Below are 14,257 nucleotides of genomic sequence, written 5' to 3' on the forward strand. Positions count from 1 at the left end.
TCAGGACGCCCAACGATGGATCGTCTCGGGGTGCCCGAGGTTGGCTTGTGCTCATGAACATGAGTCCGTTTGTGATCGTCACGTCTTTTGCCGCGCTCGCCGCGGCCGCCGCCGCCGGCATGATGTACGTGTTCTCGACATTCGTGATGCGCGGACTGGATCGCACCGGGCCGGCCGGAGCGATCAACGCGATGCGCGGCATCAATGTCGAGGCGAACGCCAATCCCGCGTTCCTGCTGGGGTACTTCGGTGCGACGATCCTGGCCATCGCGGTCGCGGTGATGGCCGCGCTGCGACTCGGCGATCCGGGCAGCGTCTGGATATTGATCGGAGCGGTGTTGGGCGTCCTGGGCGCGATCATCACGATCGCGTTCAACGTGCCGCTCAACAATCACCTTGACACCGTTGACCCGGCCGCGGTGTCGGTGGCCGAGGCGGCCACCGAGTGGCAGGCCTACTTCTCGACCTGGACCAACTGGAACCACATCCGCACCGCAACGAGCGCACTTGCGGCGGCGCTGATGCTTATCGGACTGAGCCACCGCTGACCTCAGCTGCGCGGTGAGTTTGCGCGAAGGCGCGTAGAAACCCACTCCCGCGAGGGTCAGATCGGTGGTGCGAATCCGCCTGACGATGAAGGGGGCGCCGCAGGCGGATAGGCCGGTGGCCACTGCTGTGGTGCGGTGGGCGGACCCGGCTGCAATCTTGCGAGTTCCCGGCGGTGGCGTTCGGCCAGCACCGCGGCGAGGACGAGCTGCGGGGCAGTGCCTGGTGGCGGAGGCGGCGAGATCTGCGCGACGACGTCGCTGGTGATTCGGTAAGCCATCTGGTCACGCAGCGCAGGCTCCAGTTGCCCTGCGCGGGAGAGGAACTGGCGAGCTAGTTCGGCTTGCTCGGCCCGCAACCCCGACAACTGCAGCGACGACGCCCACCATGCCAGCTGGGGTGGCATCGGGGACGGCGCCGAGATCCGCGGTGCGCGCTCGCTGATCACGACCGTGCCCGCGAATACGTCACCGATGCGTTTGCCCCTCGGCGACACCAGGCTGCAGATCACCGCCGGAAAGCCGGTGAGCGCGTAGATCTCGATCACCCCGGCGAGCGCGCGAAAGACAGTCTGCCGGAGGCGTTCCGGGCCGCCATCGTCGGAGACCACCCGAAGCCCGAGTGCCATCTTGCCCAGCGATCTGCCGCGCGTAGCTGCCTCGATCGCTACGGGATACCCGAACAGGGTGGCGACGGTGAAGATGATCAGCACCGCCCCCGACAGCGCCGGATCGAACTGGCTCAGCGTCAGCGCCCACAGCAGCACTCCGACGGTGTAGATGATGAGCACCACGGTGACGTCAATCAGCGAGGACAGCACGCGGACAGGCAGTTGGGCGATCTGAATGTCCAGTACCACCGCGTCCCCGGTCACCACTGGTTCTTGCGGGCGGACCATAAGCGCCCACGCTACTAGGATTCGCGGTGTGGATGTCGATGCGTTCGTGCTGGCGCACCGGCCGACGTGGGACCGGCTCGAGCAACTCCTCAAGCGGCGCAGGCACCTGACCGGCGCGGAGGTCGACGAGCTGGTCGACCTCTACCAACGCGTGTCGACGCATCTGTCGATGGTGCGCAGCGCGTCGGGCGACAACGTGCTCGTGGGCCGGCTGTCGGGTCTGGTCGCGCGGGCACGTTCGGCGGTCACCGGCGCCCATGCACCTCTGTGGCGCGACTTCATCAGGTTCTGGACGGTGTCCTTCCCGGTGGTCGCGTATCAGGCGCGGCGGTGGTGGTTGGGGGCGGCGGTCGGGTTCTTCATCGTCGTGGTGGCGATCGCGCTGTGGGTGTCCGGCAATCCGGAAGTGCAGTCCACGATCGGAACACCAAGTGAGATCGAAGAATTGGTTAACAACGACTTCGCGTCCTACTACAGCGAGAATCCGGCGGCGTCATTCGGTTTGCAGGTGTGGGTCAACAACGCGTGGGTAGCGGCGCAGTGCGTCGTATTCGCGATCCTGCTCGGGATCCCGATTCCGTACATCCTGTTCCAGAACGCCGCCAACCTCGGGGTGATCGCCGGGCTGATGTTCGACGCGGACAAAGGTGGTTTGTTCCTCGGCCTGCTCACCCCGCACGGGCTGATCGAACTGACCGCGGTGTTTCTGGCCGCCGCGGCCGGGATGCGGCTCGGCTGGTCGGTGGTGTCGCCGGGTGACCGGCCGCGTGGACAGGTGCTCGCCGAGCGCGGCCGGGCGGTGATTTCGGTTGCAGGCGGGCTGGTGGTCGTGCTGCTGGTGGCTGGGCTCATCGAGTCGCTGGTGACGCCGTCGCCGCTGCCGACCTTCGTGCGGATCGCGATCGGTGTGGCGGCCGAGATTGCGTTTCTCGCATACGTTTTCCACTTCGGACGGCGGGCCGCCAAGGCGGGTGAGACGGGCGACCTCGACGACGCGCCCGACGTCGTCCCGACGGGTTAGCGCTCGCGGTCACAGCCGACCGGAGGCCTTCATCGCCAGATAGTGATCGGCCAGTGCGGGCGCCAACTCCTCGGGTGGGGCATCGACCACGTCGACGCCCGCGCGCCGCAGCCGCGATGCGATGGTCCGCCGGTCGTTGCGGGCCCGCTCGGCCGCCGCCGCGTCGTAGACCTCGGCGGCATCGGCGCGTCCGGCGGCCAACCGCGCCACCCGCGGATCGGCCACGGCGGCCAGCAGCACCTGATGTTTGGCGCTGAGTTGGGGGAGCACCGCCATGAGCCCCTCGTCGAGGGCCGGTGCATTGAGGTCGGTCAGCAACACCACGAGGGCGCGCCTGCGGACACGGCGCTGCACCGCGGCGACCATCGCCCGCGAGTCGGATTCGACGAGCGCAGGCTGTAGCGGCGCCATCGCCGCGACCAGTTGAGCAAGCAGTTCGGTGCGCGAAGCATTGATGACGCCGGCCCGGCTCACCCTGTCGTGCGCCAAGAAGTCGACATGGTCGCCCGCGCGCGCGGCCAGCGCCGCCAGCAGCAGAGCGGCGTCCATCGACCAGTCGAGGCGCGGCCATCCGCTGGGGTCAATCGCTGTGGGATCGACGCCGACGCGCCCCGCCGACGTGCGGCCGGTGTCCAACACGACGACCACCCGTTGATCCCGCTCGGGCCGCCACGTCCGCACCACCACGTCGGCGCGACGGGCGGTAGCGCGCCAGTCGATCGACCGGACATCGTCGCCGACGACGTACTCGCGCAGCGAATCGAACTCGGTGCCCTGCCCTCGGATCAGGACCGGGGTGTTGCCCTCCAATTCGCGCAGCTTCGCCAACCGCGACGGAAGGTGCTTGCGCGACAGGAACGGCGGGAGGATGCGCACTTGCCAAGGCACCCGGTGAGACGTCTGCCTGCCTGCCAGTCCCAGCGGCCCGATCGCTCGGATGGTGACCAGCGCCGAGGCTTGGTCACCACGCCGCACCGGGGTCAGGGTCGTCGCGACGTCGACTCGTTGAGCAGGGCCCAGATTCAGCGGGTGGATGCGCGGTTCGGCGCGGGCGCTCGGCGGCCAGGCGTCGCGGACGACACCGGTGACGCGCCGGCTCCCACTCGGGTTCTCGATCGACAGGACCGCCTCGACGGACTGGCCCAGCCGCGCGGTGGTCTCACCGGATCGGCTGCAGCGAAGCTTGCGCGGGCTGCCCGCCAGTGCGACGTCGATGGCCACCACAACCGCCAGCGTCGCGAACAGAACGACGAATGCGGTTGCCGGCCAGGGACAGAGCGCGATCGGCAGTATGCAGATCAGCGCGACCAGGCCGACACGGCCTGTGACGACCACTAGCGTGGCACCTGCACAGAGGCGAGTATGCCGTCGAGCACGCCGTCGGCGGTCGCGCCCTCCAGTTCGGCCTCCGGCCTGAGCTGGATCCGGTGCCGCAGCGTCGGCCGCGCCATCGCCTTGACGTCATCGGGAGTGACGTAGTTGCGGCCCGACAGCCAGGCCCACGACCGAGCGGTGCCAAGCAGGGCCGTCGCCCCGCGCGGTGACACGCCAAGCTGCAGTGACGGGGAATGCCTTGTCGCACCGGCAATGTCGACGATATAGCCCAGCACCTCGTCGCCCACCAGCACCTGACGTACCGCGTCGCGTCCCGCTGCCAACTCGGCTGGGCCCGCGACGGGCCGAACGGCCGACAGGTCGCGCGGGTCGAAGCCGTGCGCGTGCCTGCTGAGGATCGCGATCTCCTGGTCCCGCGGCGGCAGCGCGACGTTGAGTTTGAGCAGGAACCGGTCCAACTGTGCCTCGGGCAACTGGTAGGTGCCCTCGTATTCGATCGGGTTCTGTGTCGCGGCGACGATGAATGGGTCGGGCAACGGACGGGCTTCGCCCTCGACACTGACCTGGCGTTCCTCCATTGCCTCGAGCAATGCGGCCTGCGTCTTGGGCGGTGTCCGGTTGATTTCGTCGGCGAGCAGCAGATTGGTGAACACCGGCCCGGCCCGGTACTCGAATTCGGCGGTGCGGGCGTCATAGACCAGCGATCCGGTGACGTCGCCGGGCATCAGGTCCGGAGTGAACTGTACTCGCTTGAACTCCAGTTGAAGTGCCGCAGCGAGCGTGCGCACCAGCAGTGTCTTGGCGACTCCCGGTACCCCCTCCAGCAGCACGTGGCCGCGGCACAGCAGCGCGATCACCAGGCCGCTGACCACCGCGTCCTGCCCGACGACCGCTTTGGCGATCTCGCCGCGCAGTGCGAGCAGCGCGTTACGCGCATTGTCCTGATCAGTTGTCGGTGCTGAGGGTTGACTCACGATGCGGCGACCTGTCTTTCGATGTTGTCGAGTTCACGGGCAAGGTTGACCAGGTCGCCGTCGGTTGTCGGCGGCGGACCAAACAGCGTGTACGCCACCGTCTGCGGATGAAGGCCGCAGCGCTCGGCGACGGTCTGCACCACCGTCGGTGGCGCGGCGTTGTGCGAGAGGCCCAGACGCGGCAGCATCCGCTGCAACGCGGCCGTGCGCAGTGCGTCGGCGGCGCGATCCGCTGCCCGCCGCGACCGGTACAGCCGGCCCCGGCCCTCGATGGTCTCCGAGGCCCGCACCACGACGGGCAACTGTTCGGCGACGAGCGGGCCCATGCGCCGGCCCCTCCACAGCGCGAGCAGCACGACGACGAGGCACAGCTGCCAGAAAATCCAGATCACTTGGGCGGGGATGAGATCGACGATGGTTGCGCCGCCGCTGGATTCGCCTTCACTGCGTTGCGGCGCGTACCAGATCATCCGGGGCTTGCTGCCCGCGAGGTTCATTGCGAGGGCGGCATTGCCCTGTTTCAGCAGCCCCGAATTGGCCATGAAGGCGGACGTGCCGACCACGGTGATCTCACGGCGTCCGTCAAAATAGCGGACCAATGCCCCTTCGTAACAGCGCGTCACCGGCAGGTCTCCTACTGCCTCGTAGGCGTTACTGAGGCCCAGCTGAACGCCGCCCGCGCGGGTGGTCTCACGCAGATCGCAGCCCGGTTCGGCACTGCCGAACGGAATCGTGCCGTCGAGTTCGACGCGCGCCGCCAGCTTTTCGCGGGTTCGCGACGTCGGGTCGACTATTAGCCGATCGCCTGGCGCGCGGACCAGTCGATCCAGTACGTCGTCGGCGATCAGGTGTCGCGTTTGGACCACCACGAGCAGGGTGTCGGGTCGGGCTGCCCGTTCCACCGCGGCGACATCCGACGCCTCGATCACTTCGACGCCTTGGTCGCGCAGGAGAGTCATCAGCGCGCGGGCACCGTCGGGCGAGGTGGACGTCGGATCCATCTTCCCGCCGGGCCGCGGAGCCGTCAGATACGTTGTCAGTGCGGCGACACCGATGATGACGACGATCGCCAAGACCACCCACCTCGCGCCACGCCATCGTTGCGCGAGTGTCGGGCTCACCGCGGAGTCGGTTGTGGTCATCGCACCTCCGCCCAGTTGCCCGAATTCGCGGGCGCATCGGCGGTGCTCATCGGCCGAGGCGGTTGGTCAAGCAGGTGGCCGTCGAGGTCGGCGATCGTGCGGTAGGCAAGCTCGGTACCTGGCCGCTCGCCGTACGTGACGTCGTTGAATGCAATTGCCGCGCCGGCCAGTTCGCTGCTCAGAGCGGGCAGCGCGCGTCCGGCATCGCGCGCCAGTTCGCTGGCCGTGCGGCCGGGAACGGGGTCGACGACACCCGTCTCCTCGAGTTGGCGCGCGATCGCCCGGAGCCGGTGGCGGATGGCGGCGGACCAATCGCCCACCGCGGCAAAATGTTCGGCGGTCGCGCGGTGTGCCGCCGCGCTGAGGAGATGGTCGCCGAACAGTTCGTCGTCGTGTCCGCGGCGCGTTCGCAAGGTGCGGTTGGCGATCCGGACAGCGACGATCATGGCGGCGGTGAGCAGCAGAAGGAGAATCATCGCGGTGAACCAGCCGCCGGGCAGCGACGCGGCCCCGCTGGTGAGCCGGTCGAGCAGTTCCTCGATCCAGTCCAAGGCGCGTTCGCTCAGCGAGGGCTTGGGATAGTTGGCTTTTCCGAGCTCGCGTTGGGCAGCCTCGTACGCGGCATCCCGGTCGATGTCTACTGTCGGCACGTCGCCTCAGGGTTGGCGGGTAAGCCAGAGATGGTCTGTGGAGTCGGGCGACGCCGCCGGACCGTACGACGCGCCGGTCTGCAGCACGAGATCGAAAGCCTCGCCGCGGATCCGGCGATCGGTGTACTGCAGCACCACCACGCCTGCGTCGAACGGAGCGGTGATGATCTGGGCGATCGCGCCGCCGATTGTCACCAACACCAACGAAATCAGGATGACCATCGTCGACGATGCCGCCATCAAGAGCAGCTGGCCGCCCAGGCTGAACGGCAGTGCGAGGGCGCCGGCGACCACCTGGACGACGATGTAGGCGAGCAGCCGAATGCCGAGCACCCGCCAGAAGTCCCGCTTCACCAACTGGAAAGACCTCTGGACCGCGGCGACGATGCCCAGCCGTTCGAGCACCAGGATCGCGGGTGTGAAGGACAGGCTGATCCACAGGTAGAGCCCGCCGGCGATCCAGAGAATCAGAATCGGGATACCGACGAGAATCCCCGCGGCGACACCCGCCGCGTAGCCGATGCCGATGGGAATGGCCCACAAGATGGCGGTCAGCAGGATGAAGACCGCGAGCTGCGCGACGCTGAAGCCGATCAGCGCCCACAATCGGCCCCGAAGTCGTTGCCATGCTTCGCCGATGGTGATCCCGGCGCCGAAAACGGCCCGGCCAACCACCACGGTGAGCATGCCGCTGAGCACGAAGGAGGACAGCAGTGCGGCGATGGCGCCAATGAGGCTGGACGCCGACGAGCCGAGCAGCACTCCGATCGAGACATCTTCACCGGCCCGCGTCGGGTCTAGCTCTCCGGCGACCGCGAGCGGACCCACCGACAAGATGAGCGCAATGAGCTGCGTCGCCACCACGACGACCGCGGTCAGGCCCAGTGTGGCTTTCGGATTGCTGCGGATGTATGCGACGGCGCCGTTGAAGATCTCGGACAGGCTCAGCGGTCGCAAAGGGATGACACCGGGTTTCAACGCCGGCGGCTGATACCCCGGCGGCCCGTAACCGGGCGGCGGATACCCCGGCGGCGGCCCGTAACCGGGCGGCGGATAACCAGCAGGTGGATAGCCAGGCGGCGCAAAACCAGGCGGTGGATAACCCTGTTGATAGCCAGGGGGCGCATACCCGGGAGGCGAGTATCCCGGCGGCGGCGGGCCTGCCATCCCGAACCCACCGGCGTCGTTGGTCATGGCCACCATCCTGTCGATCACCGTGCGAATTGACAATCTGGTCGGCGGCCGTGTCCAGCCGGGCCGCAGCGCAGGCGGCGTAGCGTCTGCGTCATGGCGGAACTCACCGAACGGCTGCGTGCAGACCTGACCGCGGCGATGAAAGCACAGGACAAGTTGCGCACCGCGACACTGCGAATGCTCCTCAGCGCGGTCCGCACTGAGGAGGTCGCGGGCAAGGAGTCACGCGAGCTGACCGACGACCAGGTGCTCAAGGTCCTTGCCCGCGAATCGAAGAAGCGGGGCGAGGCGGCCGAGATCTACACCCAGAACGGCCGCGGTGAGCTGGCCGCCAACGAACACGCCGAAGCGCGGGTCATCGACGAGTACCTGCCGACCCCGCTTACGGAGGCCGAACTGGCCGACGTCGCCGACACCGCGATCGCCCAGGTCGCCGAGGAGATCGGCGAACGCCCGTCGATGAAGCAGATGGGTCAGGTGATGAAGGCCGCGACGGCGATCGCCGCGGGCAAGGCCGACGGGGCCCGGCTGTCCGCGGCCGTCAAGGCCCGGCTGTAGCAGTTTTCGGGGCGTTGGGCCCGGGTACCCGGGGCACATGACGCGTTTTGGCTACACCTTGATGACCGAACAGAGCGGACCTAAAGACCTTGTCCGTTATGCAATTTCGGCGGAACGCGCAGGGTTCGACTTCGAGGTGTCCTCGGACCATTACTTTCCATGGCTTTCGTCGCAGGGCCACGCTCCCTACGCGTGGTCGGTGCTTGGCGCCGTCGCGCACGCCACCGAGCGCGTCGAGCTGTTCACCTACGTCACCTGTCCGACGATGCGCTACCACCCAGCGATCGTCGCGCAGAAAGCGGCAACATTGCAGATTCTCGCCGACGGGCGGTTCACCCTCGGGCTCGGCAGTGGCGAGAACCTCAACGAGCACGTGGTCGGCGAGCGCTGGCCGACGGTGACGCGTCGTCAGGCGATGCTCAAAGAGGCCATCCAGATCATCCGCGAGCTGTTCACCGGCGAACTCGTCGACTGGAAGGGCGAGTACTTCGAGGTCGATTCGGCGCGACTGTGGGATCTTCCCGAGACGCCGGTGTCGATTGCGACGGCCGTCTCGGGGGAGCGGTCGGTGGAGATCTTCGCGCCGCTGTCCGATCATCTGATCGCGGTCGAGCCGAACAAGGATCTCGTCCACGCGTGGCATGAGCAGCGACGCGGTACCGGGTTGACCGGTGACGTTCGGGTCGTCGGGCAGATCCCGATCTGCTGGGATCGCGACCGTGACACCGCAGTGGCACGCGCCCACGACCAGTTCCGCTGGTTCGCCGGCGGATGGTCGGTCAATGCTGACCTGCCGACGACGGCGGGTTTCGACGGCGCTACCCAGTTCGTACGCCCTGAGGACGTCGCCGAATCCATCCCGTGCGGGCCGGATCTGGACGCGATCGTCGACGCGGTGAGCGAATACTGGGAGGCGGGTTTCACCGATGTGGCGCTGGTGCAGGTCGGCGGCGAGAGTCAGGACCTGTTCCTCGAAGAGGCCGCGGGCCCGCTGCTGGAGAAGCTGCGTTCCGCAGCGAACTGACTCGATCGAAAGGGAGAACATGCCGACTGGCAAGGGTATCTACGACGACGACAACCGCGACGAACCGAAGGGCGGTCGGCCTGGCCCGAAGGACGAGGGCAACGAAGGCGGCATGGCCACCAGGGAGAACGCTCCCGACGTCGCGGACTCCGGCGAAGAGCCGACGGCCTGACGACTACTCGGCGTCGCGGCCCTCGCGGCTGCGTCGGTAGGCGGACCGCCGAAATTCGCTGAGCCAGTTAGGCGCCAGCTGGACAGCAGGATCGCAGTTCACTGTCGGGTCGAACGCGATGTCGTCACTGCTGGGGTCGAGGTGGTGGAACGACAGCCGGCCTAAAGGCTCGAACCCGCCTGTGCCGGACGCTTGTTCGATATCGAATTCCACTGCGTGCGAATCGATGTGATTTCTGATGGTGTCGAGAGACAGGCCCGGCTCGGAGATGTCGGTGGTCAGCCGCCCGCGAACCCACCAGATGTCACCCTTGTAGCGCAGCGGCATCAGGCTCGACACTGCCACTCCCGACCACGAGGTGACGGGCCGCAGGACGAGGCGGCCGACCGTCGAGGCGAGCAGGACGTCCCATGGGGTTCCGGATCGGAACTGGGGCGGCATCCGCCACGCCACCCCGACCAGGTCCGGAACCGTGCCTGGCATGCCGATGGCCTTGGAGATGCGGCCGACGACGTCACAGGACTCCATCGGCAAGCCGACACCCTGCGCGGCCACCCGCTCGAAACGGCCCACGGCCAGCACTCCCGCCGGATGAAACAACCGGCGCTGCCGAATGGCCGAGCCTAGGCGGACGGGCAGGGTGGATATGTCGAGGAATCGCACCGATCTCGGGTGCCCACTGGGCGGTGAGGCAAAACCCGTACCAGCGTTTTAACACCGCTGATACGGGGCATTTATTTCCGCAGTGCTGCGGCACCTTAGCGAATACTGTCGAAAGGCCGATGTGACAACCGCATACACCGATACGCGCGGATCGATCAGCGCGATCGAGGGCGTGTACGCCCCGCAAGAAGATTCACACCTGCTCATCGACGTGATGGACCGGTCCGGGCTGGTTCCCGGGCGGCGGGTGGTCGATCTGTGCACCGGAAGCGGCGTGGTCGCGATCGGAGCGGCCACTCAGGGGGCGGCCGAGGTCTTGGCCTTCGACATCTGCCCGCGCGCGGTCCGGTGCGCGCGGGCCAACGCGGCAGCGGCCGGGGCCGAGGTATCTGTGCACCTCGGATCGTGGACGCGTGCGGCGGAATTCGGTCCGTTCGATCTGCTCGTGTGCAATCCGCCGTACGTGCCGCACGCGCCGGGGGAGGACACCGAAGAGGTCGCCGGCCCGTCATGGGCGTGGAATGCCGGGCGTGACGGCCGGTTGGTGCTCGACCCATTGTGCGCGTCGGCGGCGGAATTGCTCGTCGATGGGGGCACCGTGCTGATCGTGCAGTCGGAGTTCTCCGGCGTCGAGTCCTCATTGGACGCGCTGAACGGCTGCGGATTCATCGCGGAAGTGGTTGCCGAGCAACAAATTCCGTTCGGTCCAGTGTTGTCGGCCAGAGCCAAGTGGCTGGAACGCATGGGTTGGTTGCAGAACGGCAGGCGCGAAGAGAAGCTCGTTGTGATCCGAGCGGACAAAGCGTGAGCGACCGCGAGGTGCGCGTCGTGCGGGTCGTGCCGTCGGGCCCGGTCATGGTCGAAGGGCCGGTTCGTATCGAGATGCCCGACGGCAGCGTCGTGGAATCGGATCGATTCATGGTCGCGATCTGCGCGTGTCGGCGCAGTAAGAACTACCCGCTGTGCGACACCAGCCACCGGTGCCGCAAGCGCAGCGAGCCGTCGTCAGCCAAGCGGTCGGCGTAACGAGGAGCGTCCGTCTCGCCAGCAGTCCATCAAGTGGTTGGCGAGAATGTCCTCGACCACCGCGTGCGCCCTGATTCCGAACACGACATCGCGGTCCAGATGCGGCTCGCGAGCCACCAGGTCGCCGACCACATCGGTGCGGACGACCTGTTCGTGAACGGCGTCGGCTTCGACGTGTTCGCGGTAGAACGTCATGCAGGGTTGCGGCGCGCCCATCCGCTCGAGCGCCTGGACCAGTCGGCGTGACCCGGGTGATGACGTGATCTCGGTCGACGCGAAATGTCCGACCGCTGCGCCGCGCAGTTCGCGGTGCAGTCCGAATAGCGACATGAGGTTGACCGACGCCAGCGCGCCGGCAGGCACGTCGTCGAGGTAGCCGAGATAGGTCGTGTCGAGCCCGGCGGCGTCCATCAGTTCCGCCCACAGGTGCGCGTGCACATGCTCGCCGCGCCCCGCGCCGAACTCGTCGAACTCCACGGCGACGAAAGAGGCTTTCGCCTGCCCCATCAGGCGTGGGATGGCGAACGCGTGCGGATCCCCCTCTTTGAGGTGGTACAGCGAGCGGTGCACGAAGTATTCGCGCATCTGCTCCCAGGTGCCCTTGTCGCGCAGGTAGTAGGACGGGCCGTCGCCGTCGACGGGCTCGAACGACAGCGCCTCCATCTCGGCTGCGGCCGTCTCGTCGTCGCCGATCTCGCCGACGTCGCGGCGGACGGCGCCGAGGAACACCTCTTCGAGTCGACCGCGGACATGCAGCAGCGACGGGTTCCACTCCCAGCGGGAGCTGACGTCGGCAAATCCGCGGTAGTGCAACTCGTAGCAGACATAGAGCGCCAGCTGCAGGTCGAGACCGTAGGGATCGGCCTCGCAGACCGGCACGTCGATGGGTCGCGCATGCAACGCGGGCCTGCTGCGGTGCAGAACGTCGAGGATGGTGGCCGACAGCGGTCCGACCGCCTGCGGCAGCGCAGGCTCGACATAGGTCGATGGCAGAGTCACGCTTCTGAGATTCCCGCCGTAACTGCTAGTGAAACTAGGCGATCTCACCTAACATTTACGCGAACGCAAATAAATAGCCGTAGGTGTGCGATCCTGTTTGGGGCTCAACAGCGTTTACATTTATGTACATGGGGGAATGCACGGTTAGCCGTGTAGGTCTGAGGGGGTTCTGCAATGGTCGACATACTGCTAGCCACTTACTTCGCTTGTTGGGGCGTAGCCACGATTGCGGTGTACGTGGCCACTCGGTGGCTCTCGGACCGCCGCGCTCCCGCGCCTCACCCGCTGATCATGAGCATCGTCGCGGGCGCCGTGTGGCCGCTGTTGCTGGTCGGCCTGGTGGAGTTGAGCTCCGTGATGGTCTACACGAAGGCACAGAACAAGCCCGAGGCCAGAGTCGGTATTTTTGCCTGACCGGCCGTTCGAGCCCAATCAGTTGATCGGCTCACGGCTGTACTTCTCGTAGCGGGGTGCCAGTTCGACACGGTTGCCGCCCTTGCGCTTGGCCTCGTACATCGCCAGGTCCGCGGCGTCGACCAGTTGATCGATGCTGTCGGCGACGTCGTCGTGCAGGATGTCGCTGCGCTCCGCATACGCCACCCCGATGCTGGCACTCACGTTGTTGCACCGCCTCTTGATGGCTTGGCACAGCGACGTCGTCAGCGACGCCGCGTCGTGGGACACCGACGTGAAGGCGACGATGAATTCCTCGCCGCCGCTTCGGCATATCGGCACACCCGCTGGCGCATGCTCGCGCAGCAGGTCGGCGACCTGCATCAGTGTGCGGTCGCCGGCGGCATGGCCGTAGGTGTCGTTGACGCGTTTGAAGTCGTCGAGATCGACCATGATGACGAGCACGAACCCGTGGTCGCTCTTGGCCATGCCTGCGATCAGTCGCCGGCCGGCGTCGACGAACCCCCGGCGGTTGAGAAGTCCGGTCAGCGGGTCCTCGTCCGAGCGGGCCGCATATCTACTCATCGCCTTTGACGTGCCCCGAATCCCCAGTGGGACAGCAATATTCAACAACCAGACCAGCCAGAACGCGGCCAGCGCGGTGGTGAGGTCGGTCTCTCTCGCGAGTCGGTGCCCGACGAGAACGGCGGTGCCCAGCGCGACGGCGATGTTGAAGACGAGAACCCGGGAGCTGTGGAAGAACCCGATGTAGCCACCGGTGACCGCCCCGGCCGTGCATGCGAGGGCGGCGCCCCAGGCACTGGGCTGAGTGAGGCTCCAGGCGGACACCGCGACGGTGCCCAGGATGACCGACACCAGCGACTGGCGTCGCGTCGGCCACCTGGTCAACCAGAACCACGTCATGACCGCGGACAACGCCGCTCCTGCGACTCCGACGGTGACCTCCGTGGATGCGAGCTGATCCGAACGCGCCAGGACCGACAGTGGAACCAGCGCCGATGAGGTCGTCACCAGGGCCATCAGCACCCGGGTGGGGCGCAGGAGTTCGCGCTGACGCAGGAACTTCGTCACCGATTCGAATTGGTCGGGCTCGGCCAACCAGTCCGTGAACCGTGGCATGTACGAGTCCTCCGCCGAATATGCGCGTGCGTCAGCTAATGGAAAGGCCTCACATTCTGAAACCGCGAAAATTCGCCGAACGCAGCGTGGATCAGACCGGCCGTGGTCTTCTCTGCGCGTTCGGAGAAGTGATCAGAGAACCAATCTGGCAAGGATTCACGTTGATTGTCAAGGAAGTGGGACGCTCAACGCCCAAGCGGCGCCACCAGCACTTCGTGTATTTGCCATAGTTGTAAATTACTGGACCCCGCCGCAGATTCAGCAACTAAGTCAGCCGTATTGCCAGTCGATACCGAGAAGTGACGCGTGACCAGCGGTTCGGGGCAGACGGGTGCCGTTGCCGGCCCACCGTCGTGGGCACAGCCGGAGACTGAACGACAGATGCCCCGAGTCCGGCTCGGGGCATCTGATCTGCCTCACTGCTGTCGGGGTGGCGGGATTCGAACCCACGACCTCTTCGTCCCGAACGAAGCGCGCTACCAAGCTGCGCCACACCCCGCATGAAGCCACGACAGCGTATCG

General features: G+C 66.8%; 17 protein-coding genes and 1 tRNA gene. 8 read left to right on the forward strand and 10 right to left on the reverse strand.

Annotated features, from left to right (window positions below; genetic code table 11):
* Window positions 1–53: 53 nt before the first annotated feature.
* A complete protein-coding gene (locus tag N4S67_RS25255; protein ID WP_313959986.1) occupies window positions 54–548 on the forward strand; it encodes an anthrone oxygenase family protein in 495 nt (164 codons plus the stop codon).
* A 56-nt stretch (window positions 549–604) separates the two neighbouring features.
* Here the strand turns inward: N4S67_RS25255 and N4S67_RS25260 are convergent, their stop codons facing one another.
* Window positions 605–1,444, reverse strand: coding sequence for an RDD family protein (locus tag N4S67_RS25260; RefSeq protein WP_260995746.1), 840 nt, complete (start codon window positions 1,442–1,444; stop codon window positions 605–607).
* 28 nt (window positions 1,445–1,472) lie between these two features.
* Between N4S67_RS25260 and N4S67_RS25265 the strand changes: the two genes are divergently transcribed.
* A complete protein-coding gene (locus N4S67_RS25265) occupies window positions 1,473–2,465 on the forward strand; it encodes a stage II sporulation protein M (protein WP_260995747.1) in 993 nt (330 codons plus the stop codon).
* 9 nt (window positions 2,466–2,474) lie between these two features.
* Here the strand turns inward: N4S67_RS25265 and N4S67_RS25270 are convergent, their stop codons facing one another.
* Genes N4S67_RS25270 through N4S67_RS25290 form a run of 5 tightly spaced genes read right to left on the reverse strand, consistent with a single transcriptional unit; the run spans window position 2,475 to window position 7,760 of the window.
* Window positions 2,475–3,800: a DUF58 domain-containing protein gene (locus N4S67_RS25270; protein WP_260995748.1), complete on the reverse strand. Its 1,326-nt coding sequence runs from the start codon at window positions 3,798–3,800 to the stop codon at window positions 2,475–2,477.
* On the reverse strand, window positions 3,800–4,774 hold the full coding sequence (locus tag N4S67_RS25275; protein WP_260995749.1) for an AAA family ATPase: 975 nt from the start codon (window positions 4,772–4,774) through the stop codon (window positions 3,800–3,802). Before N4S67_RS25275 ends, N4S67_RS25270 begins: the two co-directional genes overlap by 1 nt.
* Window positions 4,771–5,916, reverse strand: a complete 1,146-nt coding sequence (locus N4S67_RS25280) for a DUF4350 domain-containing protein (RefSeq protein ID WP_260995750.1) — start codon at window positions 5,914–5,916, stop codon at window positions 4,771–4,773. Before N4S67_RS25280 ends, N4S67_RS25275 begins: the two co-directional genes overlap by 4 nt.
* Window positions 5,913–6,566, reverse strand: coding sequence for a DUF4129 domain-containing protein (locus tag N4S67_RS25285; RefSeq protein ID WP_260995751.1), 654 nt, complete (start codon window positions 6,564–6,566; stop codon window positions 5,913–5,915). Before N4S67_RS25285 ends, N4S67_RS25280 begins: the two co-directional genes overlap by 4 nt.
* 6 nt (window positions 6,567–6,572) lie before the next feature.
* A complete protein-coding gene (locus N4S67_RS25290; RefSeq protein WP_260995752.1) occupies window positions 6,573–7,760 on the reverse strand; it encodes a hypothetical protein in 1,188 nt (395 codons plus the stop codon).
* Window positions 7,761–7,853: 93 nt separating this feature from the next.
* On the opposite strand from N4S67_RS25290, the gene N4S67_RS25295 reads away from it, so the two are divergent.
* From N4S67_RS25295 to N4S67_RS25305, 3 genes are read left to right on the forward strand one after another with little or no spacing between them, the layout of a single operon-like run.
* On the forward strand, window positions 7,854–8,318 hold the full coding sequence (locus N4S67_RS25295; protein WP_260995753.1) for a GatB/YqeY domain-containing protein: 465 nt from the start codon (window positions 7,854–7,856) through the stop codon (window positions 8,316–8,318).
* A gap of 37 nt (window positions 8,319–8,355) precedes the next feature.
* Complete coding sequence (locus N4S67_RS25300) at window positions 8,356–9,342, forward strand: LLM class F420-dependent oxidoreductase (protein WP_260995754.1); 987 nt, start codon at window positions 8,356–8,358, stop codon at window positions 9,340–9,342.
* A gap of 19 nt (window positions 9,343–9,361) precedes the next feature.
* A complete protein-coding gene (locus N4S67_RS25305; RefSeq protein ID WP_260995755.1) occupies window positions 9,362–9,514 on the forward strand; it encodes a hypothetical protein in 153 nt (50 codons plus the stop codon).
* Window positions 9,515–9,517: 3 nt separating this feature from the next.
* Here the strand turns inward: N4S67_RS25305 and N4S67_RS25310 are convergent, their stop codons facing one another.
* A complete protein-coding gene (locus N4S67_RS25310) occupies window positions 9,518–10,177 on the reverse strand; it encodes a phosphodiesterase (RefSeq protein WP_260995756.1) in 660 nt (219 codons plus the stop codon).
* Window positions 10,178–10,298: 121 nt separating this feature from the next.
* On the opposite strand from N4S67_RS25310, the gene N4S67_RS25315 reads away from it, so the two are divergent.
* Both N4S67_RS25315 and N4S67_RS25320 read left to right on the forward strand, forming a co-directional pair.
* Window positions 10,299–10,985 carry a HemK2/MTQ2 family protein methyltransferase gene (locus N4S67_RS25315; protein WP_260995757.1) on the forward strand — a complete coding sequence of 229 codons (687 nt, stop codon included), beginning with the start codon at window positions 10,299–10,301 and terminating at the stop codon, window positions 10,983–10,985.
* Window positions 10,982–11,203, forward strand: a complete 222-nt coding sequence (locus N4S67_RS25320; protein WP_260995758.1) for a CDGSH iron-sulfur domain-containing protein — start codon at window positions 10,982–10,984, stop codon at window positions 11,201–11,203. Before N4S67_RS25315 ends, N4S67_RS25320 begins: the two co-directional genes overlap by 4 nt.
* On the opposite strand, the gene N4S67_RS25325 is transcribed toward N4S67_RS25320, so the two are convergent.
* Entirely contained in the window at window positions 11,183–12,202 is a 1,020-nt protein-coding gene (locus N4S67_RS25325) for an iron-containing redox enzyme family protein (protein ID WP_260995759.1), read from the reverse strand. The genes N4S67_RS25320 and N4S67_RS25325 overlap by 21 nt on opposite strands.
* Before the next feature lie 174 nt (window positions 12,203–12,376).
* On the opposite strand from N4S67_RS25325, the gene N4S67_RS25330 reads away from it, so the two are divergent.
* A complete protein-coding gene (locus N4S67_RS25330) occupies window positions 12,377–12,616 on the forward strand; it encodes a hypothetical protein (RefSeq protein WP_260995760.1) in 240 nt (79 codons plus the stop codon).
* Window positions 12,617–12,634: 18 nt separating this feature from the next.
* Here the strand turns inward: N4S67_RS25330 and N4S67_RS25335 are convergent, their stop codons facing one another.
* Together N4S67_RS25335 and N4S67_RS25340 are read right to left on the reverse strand one after the other, a co-directional pair.
* Window positions 12,635–13,735 carry a GGDEF domain-containing protein gene (locus N4S67_RS25335; protein WP_260995761.1) on the reverse strand — a complete coding sequence of 367 codons (1,101 nt, stop codon included), beginning with the start codon at window positions 13,733–13,735 and terminating at the stop codon, window positions 12,635–12,637.
* Between the two features lie 425 nt (window positions 13,736–14,160).
* Window positions 14,161–14,234, reverse strand: a tRNA-Pro gene (locus N4S67_RS25340).
* Window positions 14,235–14,257 lie beyond the last annotated feature (23 nt).

This window comes from Mycobacterium deserti (genome assembly GCF_025345615.1).
Classification (GTDB): Bacteria; Actinomycetota; Actinomycetes; order Mycobacteriales; family Mycobacteriaceae; genus Mycobacterium; species Mycobacterium deserti.

Coding starts and splice junctions, on each gene's coding strand:
- N4S67_RS25260 (WP_260995746.1), bottom strand. CDS start 1,444: ATGGTCCGCCCGCAAGAACCAGTGGTGACCGGGGACGCGGTGGTACTG.
- N4S67_RS25305 (WP_260995755.1), top strand. CDS start 9,362: ATGCCGACTGGCAAGGGTATCTACGACGACGACAACCGCGACGAACCG.
- N4S67_RS25280 (WP_260995750.1), bottom strand. CDS start 5,916: ATGACCACAACCGACTCCGCGGTGAGCCCGACACTCGCGCAACGATGG.
- N4S67_RS25255 (WP_313959986.1), top strand. CDS start 54: ATGAACATGAGTCCGTTTGTGATCGTCACGTCTTTTGCCGCGCTCGCC.
- N4S67_RS25330 (WP_260995760.1), top strand. CDS start 12,377: ATGGTCGACATACTGCTAGCCACTTACTTCGCTTGTTGGGGCGTAGCC.
- N4S67_RS25300 (WP_260995754.1), top strand. CDS start 8,356: ATGACGCGTTTTGGCTACACCTTGATGACCGAACAGAGCGGACCTAAA.
- N4S67_RS25290 (WP_260995752.1), bottom strand. CDS start 7,760: ATGACCAACGACGCCGGTGGGTTCGGGATGGCAGGCCCGCCGCCGCCG.
- N4S67_RS25295 (WP_260995753.1), top strand. CDS start 7,854: ATGGCGGAACTCACCGAACGGCTGCGTGCAGACCTGACCGCGGCGATG.
- N4S67_RS25335 (WP_260995761.1), bottom strand. CDS start 13,735: ATGCCACGGTTCACGGACTGGTTGGCCGAGCCCGACCAATTCGAATCG.